A 19,437-nucleotide genomic window follows, 5' to 3' on the forward strand; every position below is an offset into this window, starting at 1 on the left:
ATGCGGAAGATCCAGCACTTACCATTTGGAATAGATGATCCATATATAAACGCAGCATACACTGCCCAAAGGATTCCCAACGACCCAACTGATGGAGAAGATGTAATTATAAACTTCAAGACCATGCCTATGGAAGCTGGCCAGCGAGCTTGGCTTGAAGTTGTTCGAAATGGCATGACTCATAGGATCAGGGCCCAATATCAGTATAGCGAAGGGAAATGGGCTTTGTGGAAAGCACGAATAATGTCATGTGCAGCATTCGAGAAAATTAAGTACAGAATCGCTTTTGGTCAGGGAAACGATTCGGTAATCTTCTCTGAATGGTATTCGTTCACTGTAAAAAGATGGGTAGAAGATACATGCCTTGGATTTAATGGAAGGGACCTGTTTGTCAGCCGTGAGAGCAAACAAATCAAGATACCCAGGCTCATAAGGTCAAGATTTCTAACCGATGGCGAAAACATCTATGACATTGAGCTTATCTTTGAAAGAAAAGAGGGCGAGAACTTCTATGGGCTTGGGGAACATTATGACTCACTGGATCTTAGTGCTGGATCTCCGTATTATGTTCATGTATTTGACCAATATAAAGTGCAGCAAAAAAGAGGATATGCGCCTATTCCATTTGTTTTCTCAGACATGGGATTTGGTCTGTTCTTAAATACCGGTTTCAGAACGAAGGTTCTATTGAATAAAGATACAATAAATATCATTACAGAAACTCTGGGGATACCAATAAGTCCTGACAATTTCAGCGCTAATTTATGGATTGATACGAAGCCTCTTGAGATTATTTCCGACATTTATAAAATCACATCCCCTCAGCTGCCACCGATTTGGGCGTTTGGTCCATGGGCTTCTGCGAACGAGTGGAACTCTCAAAATAAGGTAGAACAAACTCTCGAAAAGCTGAAAAAGTTCAACCTGCCAACAAGCGTGATTGTCATTGAAGCGTGGTCAGATGAACAGACATTTTATATTTTTAATGGAGCGGAATATAATCCGAAAAAAGGTAGCGATTCCTTTTGTCTTAAGGATTTTGTTTTTAAATTCCCATGGCCAGATCCAAAGGGAATGATTGATAAATTACATACGCAAGGAATTAAGTTAGTACTCTGGCAAATACCGGTTCTTAAAGATATTCCTAATCCTAATGCGCAACACAAGAACGATATCAAATTTGCTGTCGATAATGGGTATGTCGTTTCAAAGAATGATCAACCATATAGAATTCCTGAGGGAAGATGGTTTGAAAATAGCTTTGTTGTTGATTTCTTCAATAAAGATGCCAGAGACTGGTGGAAAAAGAAGAGAGAATACCTAATTAATGAGCTTGGAATAGACGGATTCAAAACTGACGGCGGTGAACATCTCTGGGGAAGAAATACCTATGTATATCCCAATAAGTCCGCTGCAGAAGCCAGGAATATGTATCCGGAAAAATACTTCGAATCCGCAAAGGAGATAGTGGGAAAGGATGGGATTCTTTTCAGTCGTTCCGGGTATATAAATTCCCCGAAATTCACTCTATTCTGGGTGGGGGATGAAGATTCGGATTTTGAAGCGATGAAATCTAATCTAATTGCGGGACTTAATGTATCCCTGTCCGGAAATCCTTTTTGGGGATGGGATATAGCAGGATTTAGTGGAGAACTTCCAGAACCGGAACTTTACAGAAGAGCGGTACAATTGGCTACGTTTACGCCAATTTTTCAGTTTCACTCAGAGGCACCTGGAGATCCTATACCAAGTGCTGAAAGATCTCCTTGGAATGTTTCCGAATATTGGAGAGCTCCAGAAATACTTAATGAGTATAGAGAACTTGTTTCTCTCAGGATGTGCCTTGTTCCATACATCCATATGGAAGCTAAGAATTCAGTGCTTAAAGGAGTTCCTTTGACGACACCGATTCAATTCAAATTCTTGGATTCGGAAATTTCTGAAGAGTCTCTTGCTTTTATGTTTGGACAGGCATTTCTTGTAATCCCTGTGCTCGAAGCAGGGGTTAAAAACATGAAGGTTTTTCTACCAAAAGGCAGATGGGTAGATTTCTGGACAGGTAAGTGGTACGAAGGGAATGCCACAATCGATATAGATGTTTCCGCCAATCGCATACCTGTCTTTGTGAAAGAAAATGCAATAATACCTTTGAGCCTTCCTGAATCTAAAAATATACTGGAACCGCATTGGGATTTCAACGTTAACGCTGTTTTGTGCATAACTGATGACATTCTCAAAATAAGGAACAAGATTCTGGAGTTTTTGCATGAATTTCCTGAAATAAAGTGGTTTGGAATACCTAAAAGAGAGGATTCAAAAAACAAGAAGATCTTGAATATAAAATGGCTGGATATTGAAGAAGTGCAGGGATGGGACAATGAATAAGCTTAACAGATCAATCAAAATTATTGAGAAGCATCAGTCTCCACAAGGAGCTTACATCGCATCACCTAATTTTTCCCAATATGGATATTGCTGGTTCCGCGATGGTTCTTTCATTGCCGCCGCAATGGCCAGAGCGGGAAAAACAGAGTCAGCAGAAAAGTTTTTTCGATGGGGATTTCAGGTAATTGCAGGCCAAAAACCGAGAATTGAGAAAATACTCCATATCAAAAATGAATTGATCACCCATGGTGATTTACTTCCAACTCGCTATAATCTCGATGGAACGTTGACGTTAGACGATTGGCCAAACGGACAAAGTGATGGATATGGCACATTTCTCTGGGCACTTGGGAAATACGCACAAAGTGAATTCATTAAAGAAAATCTAGAATTGATAGAGTTAGTCGTACGGTATCTCGAAAAAGTCTGGAAGATTCCTTGCTATGATGTTTGGGAAGAAAACTCTGAGGGAATACACACTTCTACCCTCTTTTCGATAGCTGCTGGCTTACAGGCAGCTGGAAGGATCCTTCAGCGAGAAACAGGATGGGTAGAGATCGTGAACTTCATTGAAAAAAAGCTCGTGAAGGATGGAAGGCTAAGAAAATCAACACTCAGCGATGATGTTGATGCGAGTCTCATCTGGGGAGCTGTACCATTTGAATTGTTTCCACTGGATTATCCCCTCATAAGCAATACGGTGACTGTTATTGAGGAGAGACTATATTTCAATGGCGGATTGAAACGTTATTCGACTGATACTTACTATGGTGGAGGCAGCTGGATTTTACTCGCGTCGAATCTTGGGCAATATTATGCTAAGACAGGTAAAAGGGAAAAAGCGGAAATTATAAAAAAGTGGGTGGAATCTCACTTCGATGCTGAAGGGTTACCCGAGCAAGTGCCAGAATTTCTCATAGACGAAAGGAAATACCCTGAATGGGTGAATCTGTGGGGAGAAATCGCTAAACCATTGTTGTGGTCGCATGCTAACTATCTGGAATTGTTATTTGACCTGGAGGGCAAAGCATGAAGGGCAGGCAAGTTTTCAGCCTGATGCTTGTCATATTACTCTCCTGTTTTGGAAGTGCTGCCGTGAAGTTGAATTTTGATAAATCCTTTTACACCCCGGGAAGTGATATGAGATTATCCATCGAAGATCTGGAGAAACCTCTAGAATACAAACTTACAGTTTCAAAAGGAACGAAGGTTATCTTCAGTGAAGCCGGTGTCACTAGTGGGGTCATTGAAATAAAGGCTCCGGAAGAGACTGGGGGATATGGTGTAGATCTGATACTGGGAAACGACCAAACAATCAGCAGAGGGTTTTCGGTGCTGAACAATTGGACGGAGTCTCCGAGATACGGCTTTCTGACTGATTTCTTTCCGGAACGCTATGATATTAGCAAAACGATGGATTATCTTGCTCAATTCCATATAAACAGCCTTCAATATTATGACTGGATGTATGACTACGGAAAACTTGTGTATGATGAGGGCGAGGAATATAAAGATGCCTGGCAAAGAGTGAGAAAAATATCCAATACCACACTGAAAGAGTTAATAAAAGAAGGGCACAAACGAAATGTTGCATCTATGGCATACGTTGCTCTCTATGCATGTAACAGTGAACTTGGAAAAGAGCATCCTGAATGGCTCCTGTATGAGAAGAGCGGAGATAACTGGAAACCGGTTGATTTCTACAAGAAGATATTGATCACAAATACACTGAGAGATTCTGAATGGACTAAGTTCCTGCTGAATGAGTGTAAAAAAACAATCGAATTTGGCTTTGACGGAATACACCTTGATCAATACGGCTATCCAAAAGACTATACGTCTTATATGCTTAAAGACGGGAAATACCTTCCGTATAAAACTTCTCAAGGATTTCTCGAATTCATCAACTTGCTTAAAAAAGAGACCAATAGACCTGTACTCTTCAATTATGTGAACAACTGGCCCAATGAAATACAGGACAAAGCAAAAACGGATGCTGTATATATTGAGCCATGGGAAAGTTGCAATACATATGAAGATATCTACAAGATGATTGTTGAGGCTAAAGAAAGAAGCGGAGGTAAACCCGTGATTTTGGCAGCCTACATCGAAGGCATAAAGAAAAACAGCATATTATTAGCCGATTCCGTCATCGCCGTAAGCGGAGACAGAAGACTCGAAATTGGAGAAATCATGCGAATACTCTCCGGACCATATTTTCCTGGTGCGGATGCTGTAGATTTTAAATTCCTTGAAACCTTGAAAAGTTACTATGACTTCCAGGTGAGGTACGAGGACTTCTTGAAAGGAGATTTCATCGAAATACCAGAAGGAACCCTCGGGGAAATTTTCTCGACCGTTCCGAAGAAGAAGAAAATCTGGATCACCCTGAAGGAATCAGAATCGGGATTGATGCTAAATTTCGTGAATCTTACCAGTGCACGCAGCTCATTGTGGCGTTACAAACAACGAACTCCTGAAGAGCTTACCAATCTTGAAATAATTCTTCCAAAAAACATGTTTCCAGAAGATGCCAGGTTCTATTTCGTCACTCCTGATGGTCAATTAGTCCCTCAAGAAATTCAGGTAGAATCTTTGGACGATAAGATAAAACTTCCCCTCCTTTACTTGAAATACTGGTCGGCAATACTGGTTGTACCTGCAACATAAAAACGGGAGCGAAAGCTCCCGTTTTTATCGGAAGACGGTTGGTAGATTAGTAATCCTTCCTAAATGTTTAGTTGATTCTGTGAACAGCTCTTTCACTTTTCTTGCTTTTCGCCGAGATTCATGATAAATTCTTCAGAGTTCGCAATTCTTGCTGATGGAGGAGGATTCGCATGAAGTGCGCTGTTGCAGTCAACAAAATTCATGCAAGCAAAGAAGAGAATATTTCCTTTATCCGTAGCCTAATTGAAGAAGCCGCAAGAAATGATGCAAAATTAATTCTCTTTCCCGAAACTGCTCTTACCGGCCTTGTGAACACGGATTCCCCTGAAAAAGATCTTAAGCTGGGTGAAAGCATTTCTGGAAAGTATTTAGAAGAACTCTCGGCGATGTCAAAAGAACTGGGAATCTGGATAGCTCTGGGGGTTTTTGAAATCGAAGATGGGGTTTTGTACGATAGCGCAGTATTGATATCACCCGAAAGAAAAGTTGCATTGAAGCACCGCAGAACCGATTCGGGATGGCATTCACCCAATGCGCCTGCAGATGTTTATAAGGAAGGAAATAAACATGAGATGATCGAAACCCCATTTGGTAAAGTGGCTTTTCTGATATGCGGTGAGCTTTTCCAAGACGATGCACTTGATGCAGTGAAAAAACTTAAACCGGATCTTCTGCTTGTTCCCATGGCCAGAAGTGCTTACAAAATCGATGATGTGCAGTACTGGTGGGATACCGAGGAAAAATGGTTTTATGTGGAACGTGTTGCGGAAGTCAAGGCAAACTGCTTGGTCGCTAACTGTCTGGGTGATGGGGATATTGAAGACTCCTTCGGTGGGGCTATGGCGGTAGATAGAAACGGAAGATTGATTGCCGAATTGCAGCTCTACAAGCAAGGAATCCTTTATGTTGATATTAATTCTGAAATCTAAGATTTATACAGCCAGTGGAAAAAAGAATATGGACTTGGTTTCATCAAACTGGTGTATATACTGCCGGAAAGCTCGAAGACAAGGGACTCAGAAAAGTTGTAGAAACCTTTGAGGCGTTCATAGTTTCTCTTACAGCATAGGATTTTTTGAAGCATTTATTGATAAAACCGATAATTTATTTTTTCAGCTTTACAATAATCCATATCATAACAGAAAAGCGGGGGCTTTTGCTCCTGTTTTTGTTTGGATGCATTAATACGTCCCTAATACTCCATATCGCTACCACTTCTGCTGCTCCAAACGCTTTCGGTGAATTTGTATAAATAAGCATCTGAACAAGGCTTGGTTTTCAGAGATTATACAAAGATCTATCTTTTAATGTGAGGTTAAAGTTTAAAAAAGAAAAAATTTTTTCTATTATGGTCTTTTTAGATTATTCTATGATAACCAGGATTAAACGCTCGAAAGGGGTAATAAATGAGAATAATTGGATTTCTTTTTTTGATAGAGCAAGAGATATACTTCCTTCGTAAGAAAAAAATTTTTTTCAGGAGGGTTATATGCAAAAATTTGAAAATCCAACCTTTGAAAGAATAAGAAAAGCCTATAAGGATCTCAGTAAATCAGGAAAAAAGTTGGCTAACTTTGTTCTGGAAAATCCAGAAAAGGTCATAAGGATGTCCATTACTCAGCTGGCAAGAGCTGTTGACCTTAAAAGTGAATCGACTGTTGTTAGATTTTACAGAAGTCTTGGATTCAGTGGTTACCATGATTTCAAAGTATCTTTAGCTGGCGATCTGGCCGGGAAGTCAATAGTACATTCTTACAGAGACATTTATATTGACGATTCGACTGAAAGTGTGAAAAAGAAATTTCTAAGCAGCACCATCAGGGCATTCCATGATAATGAGAAAAAACTGTCAGATGATCTGCTGGAAGATGCAGTGAAGATAATCTCCGAGGCAGAAAGAGTCATTTGCATTGGTTATGGAGCCTCAGCAGCTATTGCTAAGTATGCCGCATTTAGATTTTCCGTAATGAGCAAGGACGTTTTTTTCTCTGAGGATTCCCATCTTAATGCTGTAGTTTTGAGCAAATTGAAGCCGGTTGATTGTGTGCTGGCTATCTCTTATTCTGGGGAATCAAAAGATGTGATCATACCACTGGAGCATCGAAAGGGTGCCAAAGTGATCGCTATAACCGGGAATAAGGAATCTTCTTTAGGCAGGATATCAGATGTTGTATTCGATGTTGGTGTTAAAGAAATAAGCATGAGAACTGATGCATTGATTTCAAGGTATATTCAGATGGCTATAGTTGACATTCTCTTTACAGTGTTAGCTGTCAGAGGTGGAGAAAAGGTCTTAAAAGAACTATCCGATACCAGGAGATGTTTTTCTCATCTGAAATTTTAACTAAAATAAGGGGGCACCTTGAATGACTAAGAACATAAGAGGGATTATACCACCTGTTGTCACAATTTTTAATGCTGATGGGAAAGTTGACGAAGCCGGGTACAGAAACCTTGTCGAATTCTTAACAGAGAAAGTTCATGGATTATTTGTGTGCGGTACATATGGAGCTGGACCGGCGATGACTCTTGAAGAGCGGAAGCGGGTAACGGAAATCGCAATCGATCAAGTCAAAGGAAGGATTCCTGTTATTGTACACGTGGGAGCAGCCTGTCCTGAAGATACGCTTGACTTGGCGTTGCATGCCAAAAACGCAGGAGCTGTTGCTGTGGCGTCGGTTGCGCCGTTTTACTATAAGTATAAGCAAGCCGATATTATAAGATTTTTCAATGAATTGATTTCCAAAGTAGATATTCCTGTTTTTTTGTATAACAATCCGAAGACCACAGGCCTTGAAATTGAAATTGAAACACTCAAAGAACTGAAGAAACTTGGCCTTGCCGGAATTAAAGACAGTACCTTTGATCTTTCATATTTTTACCGCGTAAAAACTGAGGTTGGACTGGATGATTTTGTCTATGTTTCGGGAACAGAAGCTTTTATTATACCAACAATTCCTCTTGGAGCTTCTGCGGCAATTTGCGGCCTTGCAAATGCTTTTCCTGAGATCGTCGTTGAGCTCTACGAAGCCGCAATCAATAAGGAATATGAAAAAGCTTTCGAACTTCAGGAAAGAGTAAATGCTCTCAGGCAGGTGCAACACCTTACAGATAGCATCCTTGGAATACATATAATGCTTAAGTTTAGAGGGATAAATTCTGGCTATCCCAAAAAGCCTTTAGCTTTGCCCGGTAATGATGTTGAGGAAAGAATAAAAGCAGCGCTCAAAAACCTTGATGTGAAATTGTGAGGCCTGGGGTGATCACATGAAAAAAGTTATTGGTATGGGCGAGATAATGATTCAAATGAATCCCGTGGAAAAGGGTGCGTTGAAATACCAGACATTATTCGAAAGACATGTTGCGGGCTCCGAAGCAAATATCATTATACAGATGCAAAAACTTGGCATTCAGACTTCTTTCATTACCTCTGTTGGAGAAGATCAGTTCGGTGAAGTTGTAATTTCTACATTGAGGTCGGAAGGAACAGATACCAGCGGAGTAAAAGTAGATCCTGAACATCCTACAGGTGTTTATTTTGTTCAAAGGAGTTATCCCATTCCAAAAAAAACGAAGGTTTTTTATTACAGGAAAGGGTCAGCTGCAAGCTTTTTATCTCAAGAAGATATAGATGAAAGCATTTTTGAAGATGTAGATCTCTTTTTGGTTAGCGGAATAACCCCTGCACTGAGTGAAAAGTGCAGGAACGCCGCTTTGAAAGCTCTGGAGATTTGTGAAAGAAAGAGAATAAAAGTCGCCTTTGATACCAACATACGGGTAAACCTTCTCCAAAATCGCCAGAAAGCTCTGGACACCCTATTACCTTTTATCCAAAGAGCGCAGATTCTCTTCACGGGAATTGGCGATCTTTATTTTCTCTTCGAAAGCGATTTAGCCAGCAGTATTGAGAATATAAAAAAGATCGCTGAGAGAGCTGAACTGCTTGTGATCAAAAAGGGTGAAGAAGGGGCCATGTGTCTTGACTTAAATTCTGGAAAGAGTTTTGAGCACTCATCATATCCAGTGGAAGTTATAGATGAGCTCGGTGCTGGAGATGCTTTTGATGGAGCATTTTTAGCAGCTTATCTGGAGAACTATTCGGTTAAGGAGTGTCTCAAATTTGCTTGTGCGGCTGGTGCCATAACGGTATCTCTAAAGGGAGATATAGAACCATTACCGTCTTGGAGAGATCTTGAGCTATTTATAGAGATCTTCGATAAGAAAGAAGAAAAACTCTTAAGGTAGTGTGAAGAAAGTGATCGAAGTTTACTGTTGGGGAGAACCTTTAGCCGGCTTTTACTCTAAAAACCCAAATGCGCTGGGGAAACCCGGTGAATTTAGAATGACATGGGGTGGGGACACATCCAACGTGGCTCTTTCTGTAAGAAAACTTGGGCATAGTTCTGGTTACATGACGAAAATCGGAAACGATTTCGTAGGACAGGGTTTGTTGAAACTCTGGAAGAGTGAAGGCGTTGATGTGACTAACGTTTTCTTAGATCGAGAACATTCAACAGGTATGTATTTCGTAGATTTTGATGAAAATGGTGAACACATCTTTTATTACAGAAGAAAGGGCTCTGCTGCTAGTACGATGAACAAAGATTTTTGCGAGTCAATACAAATAGACGAAGGGAAAATCTTTCATCTCAGCGGCATTTCTCAGGCAATAAGTTTTGAATGTCTTGAGTGCAGTTTTGATCTAATTGAGAGGTTCAAATCTAATGGATTCAAGATTTCTTATGATCTAAATTATAGAGAAAAACTCTGGTTAAAGAAATTTGCCAGAAATATCTACAGAGTGATCATTGAGGATTATGCAGACATTGTGTCATTCAACGAAAAAGAGGCTCTCATTTTGGATCTTCCCGACAATCCCTTTGAAGCTGTTTCACAGGTTTTGGAATTCGGACCCGAAATAGTTGCCTACAAGTTGGGTAGCAAGGGAGCAGTTCTTGGAATGAAAGAAGAAATAGTAGCATACAGTGCCCCTAAGGTTGAAGTCAAGGACACAGTTGGGGCGGGAGATGCTTTTACAGGCGCAGTATTAGTGGGTATTCTTGAAGAAATGTCAGCAAAGGATCTTCTCAAATTTGCCATTTCAACGGCCGCATTGACCTGCAAGAACACCGGTTCCGTGGAGGGACAACCGCGTAGGAATGAAATTAAGGATTTTATCAAGAAGATAGAATTCCAGGACCTTTTAAGGGGAGGTGTTAGTAAATGAAAAAGGTACTTTTTGTGATTCTGGTTCTCGTGCTTACCATAGGGATTTTTGCCGCTAAATACCCTACTAAGCCCGTAACAATCATTTGCCCTTGGGGTGCAGGTGGAGGTACAGACAGGCTTGCTCGATTCCTTGCCGATCAACTTTCAAGAGAGTTGGGCAAACCCTTTGTGGTTGTTAACAAAACAGGAGGTGGCGGCGCGGTCGGTCATGGAGCAGGAGCTTATGCCAAACCAGACGGTTATACCCTGACACTTGTTACTCTGGAAATAGCTACCATGCATTGGTTAGGACTCACCACGCTTACATACGACGATTTTGACTACATCGCGCAGCTAAACGTTGACCCAGCCGGGGTGATTGTGAAGGCAGATGCGCCATGGAATAGTGTTACAGAGTTGTTAGTGGATATAGCAATGAATCCCGGAAAGTTCCTTTTCTCAGGCTCAGGAGCTGGAACCATATGGGACCTTTCGAGAATTGGTATGTTGGATGCAGTGGGAATTCCACCTGATTATGTAATCTGGTCACCAACAAAGGGAGCAGCACCATCGATTGTTGAATTGCTTGGTGGCCACGTTGATGTTATAACCTGTAGTATTCCTGAAGCATGGCCACAAATCGCCGCGGGACAGTTGAAAGCTCTAGCGATTATGGCAGATGAAAGAGACCCGAGATTCCCTGACATACCAACTCTGAAGGAACAGGGCATTAACTGGTCTTCAGGTACCTGGAGAGGTGTTGCCGTTCCTAAAGGCACTCCGGACTATATAAAGGAGATCCTCGGAAACGCGATACAGAAGATTTACAACTCCGATGCATTCAAAGACTTTATGAATAAGAACGGCTTTGGAATGACCTACAAGAATTCTGAAGAATTCTATAATTTTGTCAAAGAGCAAGATGAAGTTTGGAAAGCCGTTCTTGAACTCGGTGGATACATTCACTAAATAGGTGAACCCCCGGTTTTTGCCGGGGGTTTTTTGAAACACGTTTTCTAAGGGGTGAATATATGAGGTTAAAGGACACTATCTATGGAAGCACCCTTATCGTTATTAGTATATTTGTTTTTGCTATCGGTTCGGGATTTCCAAATTATGTTGTGAGAGGCAAAGAACTTCCCGGCCCCAAATTTTTTCCTTTTCTAATTGCCTATCTGTTAATTTTTGCGGGAATCTATTTTATTATACGCAGTCTTCTTCGCTGGAATAGGACTGAGGGAATTAACACTTCTGACTTAGTAACCAAGCGGGGGATCATAAGGGTAATCAGCATAGTAGCTGGGGTTTTACTGTATGTTCCATTGATAAACCTGATCGGGTTTAAAGTTGGTACGTTCATCCTTTGTGCGGTATTTATGTACATGCTTGGAGTAAAGCTTTTAAAATCTCTGATATATTCATTAATATTGACCATCGTGATCATCTTGATATTCGGCATGGTCTTTTCAATTCCTTTCCCACAGGGATTTTTACCATTCTAATTTGATAGAGGTGGTGTCATGTGGATAACATCCTCGCTGCTTTACAACCAAATATTCTTATACCTCTTTTGATTTCCATGTTTTTTGGAATATTTGTGGGTGGAATTCCGGGTTTAACCGCCACAATGGCTGTCGCTTTGATTATTCCAATAAGTTATTACATGTCTCCTCTGGCTGGTTTGGCGATGGTTCTTGGAGCTTCCTTTACGGCTATTTTTGCCGGTGATATCCCCGCGACATATCTCAGGATTCCCGGGACACCTGCTTCTGGTGCAGCTGTTTTGGATGGCTTTGAAATGACTAAAAAAGGAAAAGGTGGATTAGCCTTGGCCCTGGATTTGATTTGCTCTGCCATAGGCGGAATTATCGGTGTCTTGCTGTTGATTCTTGTTGCTCCTCCTCTAGCGAATTTCGCGCTGAAATTTACGAATTATGAGTATTTCTGGCTGGGAATATTCGGACTAAGTATGAGTGCGGTCTTGAGTAGGGGAAACGTAATAAAGGGATTGTCTTCAGCATTGTTGGGATTGCTTATATCCACCATAGGAATAGATATAACCACGGGATATCCAAGATTTACCTTTGGAAACATCGAACTGATGGGGGGCATTAGTTTCATCCCGGCTATGATAGGGCTCTTTGGCATATCAGAAGTGTTGAAACGCATACAGGGTAGTGATAAAGATTTAGAGCTACCAACAATTGAGGAAAAAATGAAACTTTCTATTCCTCAAGCAATAAGAATCACTTTCAGAAAGTTTTTCATTGTCATAAAATCTTCGATAGTTGGTACTTTTATCGGGGCCTTACCTGGTGCGGGAGCTGACATTGCAGCCTGGGTAGCTTATGGTGTAGAAAAGAAAACTTCAAAGAGAAGTGATGAGTTTGGTACAGGAATAGTTGATGGTGTCATTGCGCCTACAAGTGCAAACAACGCAGCTCTTGGCGGGACATGGATACCCGCTTTGGTGTTTGGGATACCTGGAGACACGATCACCGCTATCGTCCTTGGCGCCATGTTGATGTATGGATTGAGACCTGGTCCCCTAATATTCCAAGAAAACGCTGACCTTGTTCAGGGAATTTTCACCATAGCTATTGCTGCCCAAATTATTCTGCTCTTCGTCGGTTATCTTGGGATAAAGGCGTATTCATACTTACTTAGACTGAAGACATCAATAGTGCTTGCAGCTGTAGTGATTTTTTCGATGATAGGTTCATACGCAATAAGAAACAGCTTTTTTGACATCTATGTGATGCTGATTTTTGGAGTTGTTGGTTATTTGCTGGAAAAAATCAAAGTACCACTCGCTCCTATGATTTTGGGAATAATCCTTGGCCCGATGATAGAAGACAATTTAAGGGTTGGCCTTACCAAAACAGGTGGGAACTGGTTACCTTTCTTTGATAGACCCATTTCTTTAGCCCTAATATCGTTTATTCTTTTCGTTTTCTTTGGTGGATATGTGATTAAGTTCCTTGCAAAGATATTCCGTAGAAGGTGAGAGAATGAAAGCAAAAATCTTTAAAAATATTTTTGAGAATATGGCTGGTCAGGATATAACTGTGCATGGTGGAACATACATTAAAATCGCTGAAATAGAAAACTTAGAAGGTGAACCTGAAATCCACGAGTCTTATACCGATGTGTATATTGTCATCGGGGGAAAGGGCATTCTTTATATTGGTGAAAAACTCAAATCTTTAGTAGAGATTTCCAGAGGGGAACTCAGGGGTAAAGAAATTGAAGACGCTGAACGATTTGAATTGAGCAAAGATTCTATTGTTGTAATCCCTCATGGAACCGCGCATAAATTAGATGTAAAGGGAAAGATGAAACTCATCGTTTTAAAAGTTAAATCTTAAAAGGGAGCGGAGCTCTCTTTTATAATTTTCTTCAACACTTCGGATAGTAACTATCACCGGTGATAGTAGCCAGGGTCTTACAAGAAGCTATCACGGGTGTTTTCATAGAATTGTTTTCACAACTGAATCCATCAGAGTGTAGCATTTGTTTTTTCTTCATAGGCTACGTTAAGATAACACATGTCAACGAGTCAGTTTAGTGCTCTTGAAAAAGTATCACCTGTAATTGTATTTTTTGAACTCAACAGCGGCTTTTATACCGCTTTGGTTATCTATTCTCGTTGCGATGATTTCGAGTATTTCTATATATCTCTCGCTGTTTTCACGGAGACTTCTCAATTCTTCCATAACGACGACTTCAGCACTATTCGAGGTCTTCTCTTTGCCCAATCATCTAGTGCTTCAAAAAGGTTGACAATAGAAAGCTCTTCGTCCTTCTTGCTCAAACTAATTTCAATGCCAAGTTTATTTATTCCTTCAATCTTTTTTAGCCAGTCAATCGGCATCTTATCCTTTCTTGTGAGTTTACTCAATTTCTTCAAATGCTTGTGAAAGCTCTCTAAGGCAGTTTCGCTTACTTTCCAAGCCTTGCAATCGGCAGAAATATGGGGATAGGTTGTTTCATTCAAACACTTTTGATAAAAATGTCTTTCGAAGCCTTCGAGGGCCTAAGATGATTACCATTGGGTCATCAATCTGATGAAGATCATTCAATTCCTTTTCTCAGTTAAACAAATCTCGCCTAATTGTTTTTTTGGCGGAGGATCAAAATACATAATATCACCCCTGATAATAACTATTACCAGTGATGTCATAACATGTGATTTGGAGTATCCAGCATTTTGCAAAGGTTGTTTTAGTTGCTCAAAGCGAAAAACTGGAGCATAGTATTCACTCAATAAATCTGTTTATCATAATGTTCTTCATGATCTTTGGAAATCTTGTCAGCTGAAATAAGCAATATCTTTCAGATACGAATCTACATTCACATGATTGGTGGGGTGGAATTTTACTCTTGGGTTAACACAACAAGTATTTTATTGATTTTTCTTTGATAAAAATGGTAGTATAACAACGATGTTTACTTATCTTGTTTTTTTGGCGCATCGTGTTACAAATGATACTTTCAAAAATATTTAGTGTAGGTAATAAGCTAGGTTTGCCCGACTTTGGGTAACACATGAGAAGTTGGAAGTTATTTTACATATTTTTATCTATTAGGATTTACTTTGAACACCAGGAGGGAAAGATATGTTGAAAAAAACAGTGATAAAATACGTTATTTTCTTAATTTTTGTTAGCTTGTTTCTTCTGGTTACAGCTTGTTCAAAGATGACTGTCAGCGTAACAATTCAAACCGTTCCCGTTTCTACGGGACTCAAAGTAGATGGTGTCGATTACATTTCACCAGTAACGTTAGAAATGAAGATCAACGATAGTTATGTTATCCAAATAATGGAAAAGATTGAAGACAGTTCGAGTGCGGTTTCAGGTGATGACGTTAGGTATTCTTTTTACAGATGGAATGATGGAGTAACGGCAAATCCCAGGACAATAAAAATTTTGGACAATACTACTTACGTAGCTGAGTTGAGATCTGAATATAAAGTCGAGACAGGAACAAAGCCTGCGGATATAGCTACAATAGCAGGAGCAGGCTGGTATGAAGCAGACACTACTCAAACTTTCACTGCACCAACAGTAACGGGCTATACCTTCGATCACTGGGAAGTGAATGGAATTAATGCGGGTACAGTGAATCCCATTGACATTACCATTGACTCGCCGAAGAAAGTCGTTGCTGTGTACAGTTTGAACAGTTATGCACTGACCATCACCACCTCACCTGATACTGGACTTGGAATTGTAATAAACGGCTCAAATTACACTTCACCAAAGACGCTGAACTTTTCCTATAACACTTCTGTGACTTTTGGTGTGACCACACCGCAAGAAATGGACAAAGAGCCGGCCGTTACAGGAGCAGACACACGTTACACCTTCGATCAGTGGAACGATGGCAATACCAATCCAAGCAGAACGATAACAATGACAGCAGACATCACCTATACAGCAAAGATGAAAAAGGAATACAAAGTCGAGACAGGAACAAAGCCTGCGGATATAGCTACAATAGCAGGAGCAGGCTGGTATGAAGCAGGCACCGTTCATGTTTTCACCGCACCAACAGTAACAGGCTATACCTTCGACCACTGGGAAGTGAATGGAGTTAATGTGAGTTCAAGTTCTTCATTGAACCTAACGATAGATTCACCTAAGAAAGTTGTTGCTGTCTACACTTTAAACAGTTATGCACTAACTATCACCACCTCACCTGATACGGGACTTGGAATTGTAATAAATGGCTCAAATTACACTTCACCAAAGACGCTGAACTTTTCTTACAACACTTCTGTGACCTTCGAGGTGACCACACCGCAAGAAGTGGACAAAGAACCTGCTGTTACAGGAGCAGATACACGTTACACCTTTGATCAGTGGAACGACGGCAATACCAATCCAAGCAGAACGATAACAGTGACAGCAGACATCACCTATACAGCAGAGATGAAAAAGGAATACAAAGTCGAGACGGGAGCAAGCCCTGCGGGTATAGCCACAATAGCGGGAGCAGGCTGGTATGAAGCAGGCACCGTTCATGTTTTCACCGCACCAACAGTAACAGGCTATACCTTCGACCACTGGGAAGTGAATGGAGTTAATGTGAGTTCAAATTCTTCATTGAACCTAACGATAGATTCACCTAAAAATGCGGTAGCTGTTTACCAAACATCTTACTACATCGAAGCCGATAATGAAACGCATTATACCGGTAAATGGGCACACATTACAGTGACCGTTAGAGATCGTTTTGATAATCCAGTTCCTAACATACCGGTCGCTTTTAATTTCAGCTCTTCGAGTTCACAAATATTGAATCTCACAGATAAATCAAAAGTAGATGTCGACCCGATTGTTTATACAGATAGTAATGGTATAGCAAGTTTGGATGGATATTTCAGTGAAAGTAGTGTTGAAACCGTAAAGGCATACCTTGTAGATTATCCCAATATTTATAGCAATTTCCAAGTAAACGTACTGACTCCAAATTGGATATTCTTGATTCTAATGGGAGCAGATAACAATCTCGAATCTAGTGCAATTTTTGATTTGATTGAAATGTCTACAACAAATCCCGGAATAGCAATCGTAGGAATTGCAGATGTTTCATACTTAGAGAGTGGTGATGGTCAACTTTCAGGAGTTACAGATGATTTTCTTTTCATGCTTGACGAAGCGGGAACAATATACGACGAACCTTTGGGCATAGAGGTAGATTCAGGTTCTCCTGAGACCCTTGAGGCTCTCATAAGTGGTTTTTACGGCATTGAGTCGAATTACAAAGCATTGGTGCTCTGGAATCACGGTTTTGCGTGGTTTGATGAAAACGAACCGCGTACCAGAGGGATTATTTACGATGATACCAACAACACATTCCTGAGAATCAGAGATGTCCAAAATGCCATTATAAGCGCCACCAATGGTGCTGGCTTTGATATCCTCGGAATGGACGCCTGCCTTATGAGCTCTGTCGAAATTGCTTATCAGTTGAAAGATACGGCAAGTTATTTTGTTTCATCTGCTTTTACAGAACCCGGAAGCGGTTGGGATTACAGTTTTCTTGATGATATCGAGGCTTATCATTCTCCTTTCGAAGTTGGCAAGTTGATAGTTGACTCTTATGTTGCCTCTTTGCCCACAACACCGAAACTGAGTCTCGCGGTTTGGGACCTGAGTTATCTGGATGAACTCTACAATTCCATTAATGCTTTCTCTTATGAATTAGATAGCATTCTCGATGATGGCATTAAGTCAAAGATTCTGAACGTGTATTACCCGAATCTCACTCAGTATTATGATGGTTCAAATTTGATAGTTGATCTGGGAGATTTCCTCGGGTATATATATTACGATGATGAAGTAACTCAAAATGTTAAGGATTTGGCTTTAGAAGCCTGGTACGATCTAACAGCCGCTGTTCCCTATTCTACTGTAAGAGGAGGAACGAATAACTCAAAAGGAACAAGTATATTCTTCCCTGATTCCCTTAACGTATATAATTCATTCTATGATAGTTTTTACGAACTTGATTTTTGGTGGAATTGGTGGGAAATATTGGTACGACATATTATCGACCCCGATTGGGAACTCGGTGTTGACTTGTACGGCCCGAACTATTATGGGGATATAATTCTGCTGAGCAATGAATCAGTGGATGGGGATAATTTCGAACCTATTGGAACGTTAAATTCGGAGGGTTCGAAATCTTTAGAAATCCCGAAAGGTCTTCCTCTGGGAGCGTACAGAGTCGACTATCTATTTGAACTTCCCGAAGATGCGACTGTTGATAAAATAGTGGGTCCTAATGAAAGAAATAGAACCCCAAGTAAAATAGGAGTTGCAAGATACTTTTGGGTTCATGACTTTAGAACAAATAGTGACTACTTGCTTGAAGCTACCTTACAAAGCTCTGGAAATTATTGTGAAATTTGGGTTGAAGACCCTGGTGAAATTAACACAGCGATGGCAGACCAGTTAGCCGCTGAATTTGATAATATAATCTATTCTCTTATTGTCAATAATTTCTATACCCCTTCAGATGTAAATGCTGATGGAAAGGTAGCTATCCTTTGTTTTGATATCCAGGACAACTTCGAAACGGTGGGCAGTTATACTGCTGGCTATTTTAGTCCGGTTGATTTGTATTCACAGGACTATTATCCAACTTCAAATGAAATGGAGATTTTCTATATTGATACTTACCCTACCATGCACTATCCCTCTACTGATCCAATTGATGTGAGTAAGGCTTATTCTACACTTGTTCATGAGTTTCAGCATATGGTCAATTTCAATAGAAATGTCTTTGTAGAATTCGGTGCTTCTATGGATACATGGCTAAATGAAGCACTTTCAATGGCTGCCGAACATATCTATGAAGGTGTTCAAACTGACAGAATCAGCTATTATAATGCTTCTTCAAGCATATCCAATGGTCACTCTTTGCTTTATTGGGATAGGTATGGTGATGTCTTGTCTAACTATGCTCTTTCATATTTGTTTGGCCAATATTTAAGAATTCAAGCTGGGGCCGGAAATACCATTTTCAAAGAAATTTTGATGGATTATAACAACGACTATCGGTGCGTTGAAAATGCCATTCACAACCATGTAGATTCTCAACTCGATTTTGGAAGGTTCATGACCTACTTCAGACTTGCCTTGAATCTAAGGCAAGAATTTGGATATTTTGGTTTTAAAGGGGATCCTGATTTTGCCACTATTGAAACAAAACTTTTTGAAACCCTTCCAGAGTCTATCAGAGGTGGTGGAGCGATCTTGGTTTCTATATTATCCAATCCATATGTAAAACCTTATGATTCAGGGGAACACATAAAACCTGTTGGTATCGATTTAGAAGCAATAAACTTTTGAGTATTTTACTAAGCCTTTTTAGTTCTTATAGTGAGGTGTTTATTTCGCTGCTAATGAGCCGAAAGGAGGGTACGCTGTATTGCTAGGATGGATTGACGACTATTATGATGAACTTACAGGATATTACGGACCTGTCTGAATATTAAAAAATTCATGGGGAGAAGACAGAGGACTTTCAGGATATTGGATACAGCTTTTTGCAACTTGGAGTGAATTCTATGGTGATTATATTCCCAACTGGAAAATAGAATATAAACCCGTGTATGTACCTCTTTTTGAATGAATCAAAAATCTCTTGAAGCCATATAAC

The 19,437-nt window shown here is 40.3% G+C and carries 16 protein-coding genes; 13 read left to right on the forward strand and 3 right to left on the reverse strand.

The annotated features are described in order from the left end of the window. The 12 genes from IX53_RS07945 (at position 1) to IX53_RS08000 (ending at position 13,631) form a co-directional block, all read left to right on the forward strand. On the forward strand, positions 1 to 2,385 hold the full coding sequence (locus tag IX53_RS07945) for a glycoside hydrolase family 31 protein (RefSeq protein WP_047754890.1): 2,385 nt from the start codon (positions 1 to 3) through the stop codon (positions 2,383 to 2,385). Beyond that, a complete protein-coding gene (locus IX53_RS07950; RefSeq protein WP_047754891.1) occupies positions 2,378 to 3,418 on the forward strand; it encodes a glycoside hydrolase family 15 protein in 1,041 nt (346 codons plus the stop codon). Before IX53_RS07945 ends, IX53_RS07950 begins: the two co-directional genes overlap by 8 nt. Then, positions 3,415 to 5,055 carry a glycoside hydrolase family 66 protein gene (locus IX53_RS07955; protein WP_047754892.1) on the forward strand — a complete coding sequence of 547 codons (1,641 nt, stop codon included), beginning with the start codon at positions 3,415 to 3,417 and terminating at the stop codon, positions 5,053 to 5,055. Before IX53_RS07950 ends, IX53_RS07955 begins: the two co-directional genes overlap by 4 nt. Positions 5,056 to 5,225: 170 nt before the next feature. Beyond that, the gene (locus IX53_RS07960) at positions 5,226 to 5,984 is read left to right on the forward strand and encodes a carbon-nitrogen hydrolase family protein (RefSeq protein WP_047754893.1); all 759 of its coding nucleotides are present in this window, start codon (positions 5,226 to 5,228) and stop codon (positions 5,982 to 5,984) included. A 560-nt stretch (positions 5,985 to 6,544) separates the two neighbouring features. Continuing rightward, entirely contained in the window at positions 6,545 to 7,399 is an 855-nt protein-coding gene (locus IX53_RS07965; RefSeq protein ID WP_047754894.1) for a MurR/RpiR family transcriptional regulator, read from the forward strand. Positions 7,400 to 7,421: 22 nt separating this feature from the next. Next, complete coding sequence (locus IX53_RS07970; protein WP_047754895.1) at positions 7,422 to 8,306, forward strand: dihydrodipicolinate synthase family protein; 885 nt, start codon at positions 7,422 to 7,424, stop codon at positions 8,304 to 8,306. Between the two features lie 16 nt (positions 8,307 to 8,322). Further along, positions 8,323 to 9,300, forward strand: coding sequence for a sugar kinase (locus tag IX53_RS07975; RefSeq protein WP_047754896.1), 978 nt, complete (start codon positions 8,323 to 8,325; stop codon positions 9,298 to 9,300). A gap of 1 nt (position 9,301) precedes the next feature. Further along, entirely contained in the window at positions 9,302 to 10,282 is a 981-nt protein-coding gene (locus tag IX53_RS07980) for a sugar kinase (protein ID WP_047754897.1), read from the forward strand. Next, entirely contained in the window at positions 10,279 to 11,232 is a 954-nt protein-coding gene (locus IX53_RS07985; RefSeq protein ID WP_053001259.1) for a tripartite tricarboxylate transporter substrate binding protein, read from the forward strand. Before IX53_RS07980 ends, IX53_RS07985 begins: the two co-directional genes overlap by 4 nt. 62 nt (positions 11,233 to 11,294) lie before the next feature. After that, positions 11,295 to 11,765, forward strand: coding sequence for a tripartite tricarboxylate transporter TctB family protein (locus tag IX53_RS07990; protein WP_047754898.1), 471 nt, complete (start codon positions 11,295 to 11,297; stop codon positions 11,763 to 11,765). 20 nt (positions 11,766 to 11,785) lie between these two features. Continuing rightward, the gene (locus IX53_RS07995) at positions 11,786 to 13,270 is read left to right on the forward strand and encodes a tripartite tricarboxylate transporter permease (protein ID WP_218916060.1); all 1,485 of its coding nucleotides are present in this window, start codon (positions 11,786 to 11,788) and stop codon (positions 13,268 to 13,270) included. A 4-nt stretch (positions 13,271 to 13,274) separates the two neighbouring features. Beyond that, positions 13,275 to 13,631: a cupin domain-containing protein gene (locus IX53_RS08000; RefSeq protein WP_047754899.1), complete on the forward strand. Its 357-nt coding sequence runs from the start codon at positions 13,275 to 13,277 to the stop codon at positions 13,629 to 13,631. 31 nt (positions 13,632 to 13,662) lie between these two features. On the opposite strand, the gene IX53_RS11185 is transcribed toward IX53_RS08000, so the two are convergent. Genes IX53_RS11185 through IX53_RS08005 form a run of 3 tightly spaced genes read right to left on the reverse strand, consistent with a single transcriptional unit; the run spans position 13,663 to position 14,173 of the window. Further along, positions 13,663 to 13,791, reverse strand: a complete 129-nt coding sequence (locus IX53_RS11185) for a hypothetical protein (protein WP_273230353.1) — start codon at positions 13,789 to 13,791, stop codon at positions 13,663 to 13,665. Positions 13,792 to 13,847: 56 nt separating this feature from the next. Next, the gene (locus IX53_RS11190) at positions 13,848 to 13,979 is read right to left on the reverse strand and encodes a hypothetical protein (RefSeq protein WP_273230350.1); all 132 of its coding nucleotides are present in this window, start codon (positions 13,977 to 13,979) and stop codon (positions 13,848 to 13,850) included. Further along, entirely contained in the window at positions 13,967 to 14,173 is a 207-nt protein-coding gene (locus IX53_RS08005) for a hypothetical protein (protein WP_156173137.1), read from the reverse strand. Before IX53_RS08005 ends, IX53_RS11190 begins: the two co-directional genes overlap by 13 nt. A 709-nt stretch (positions 14,174 to 14,882) precedes the next feature. On the opposite strand from IX53_RS08005, the gene IX53_RS10640 reads away from it, so the two are divergent. Then, positions 14,883 to 19,127, forward strand: coding sequence for a clostripain-related cysteine peptidase (locus IX53_RS10640; protein WP_053001260.1), 4,245 nt, complete (start codon positions 14,883 to 14,885; stop codon positions 19,125 to 19,127). Positions 19,128 to 19,437 lie beyond the last annotated feature (310 nt).

Source organism: Kosmotoga pacifica (assembly GCF_001027025.1).
Taxonomy (GTDB): domain Bacteria; phylum Thermotogota; class Thermotogae; order Petrotogales; family Kosmotogaceae; genus Kosmotoga_B; species Kosmotoga_B pacifica.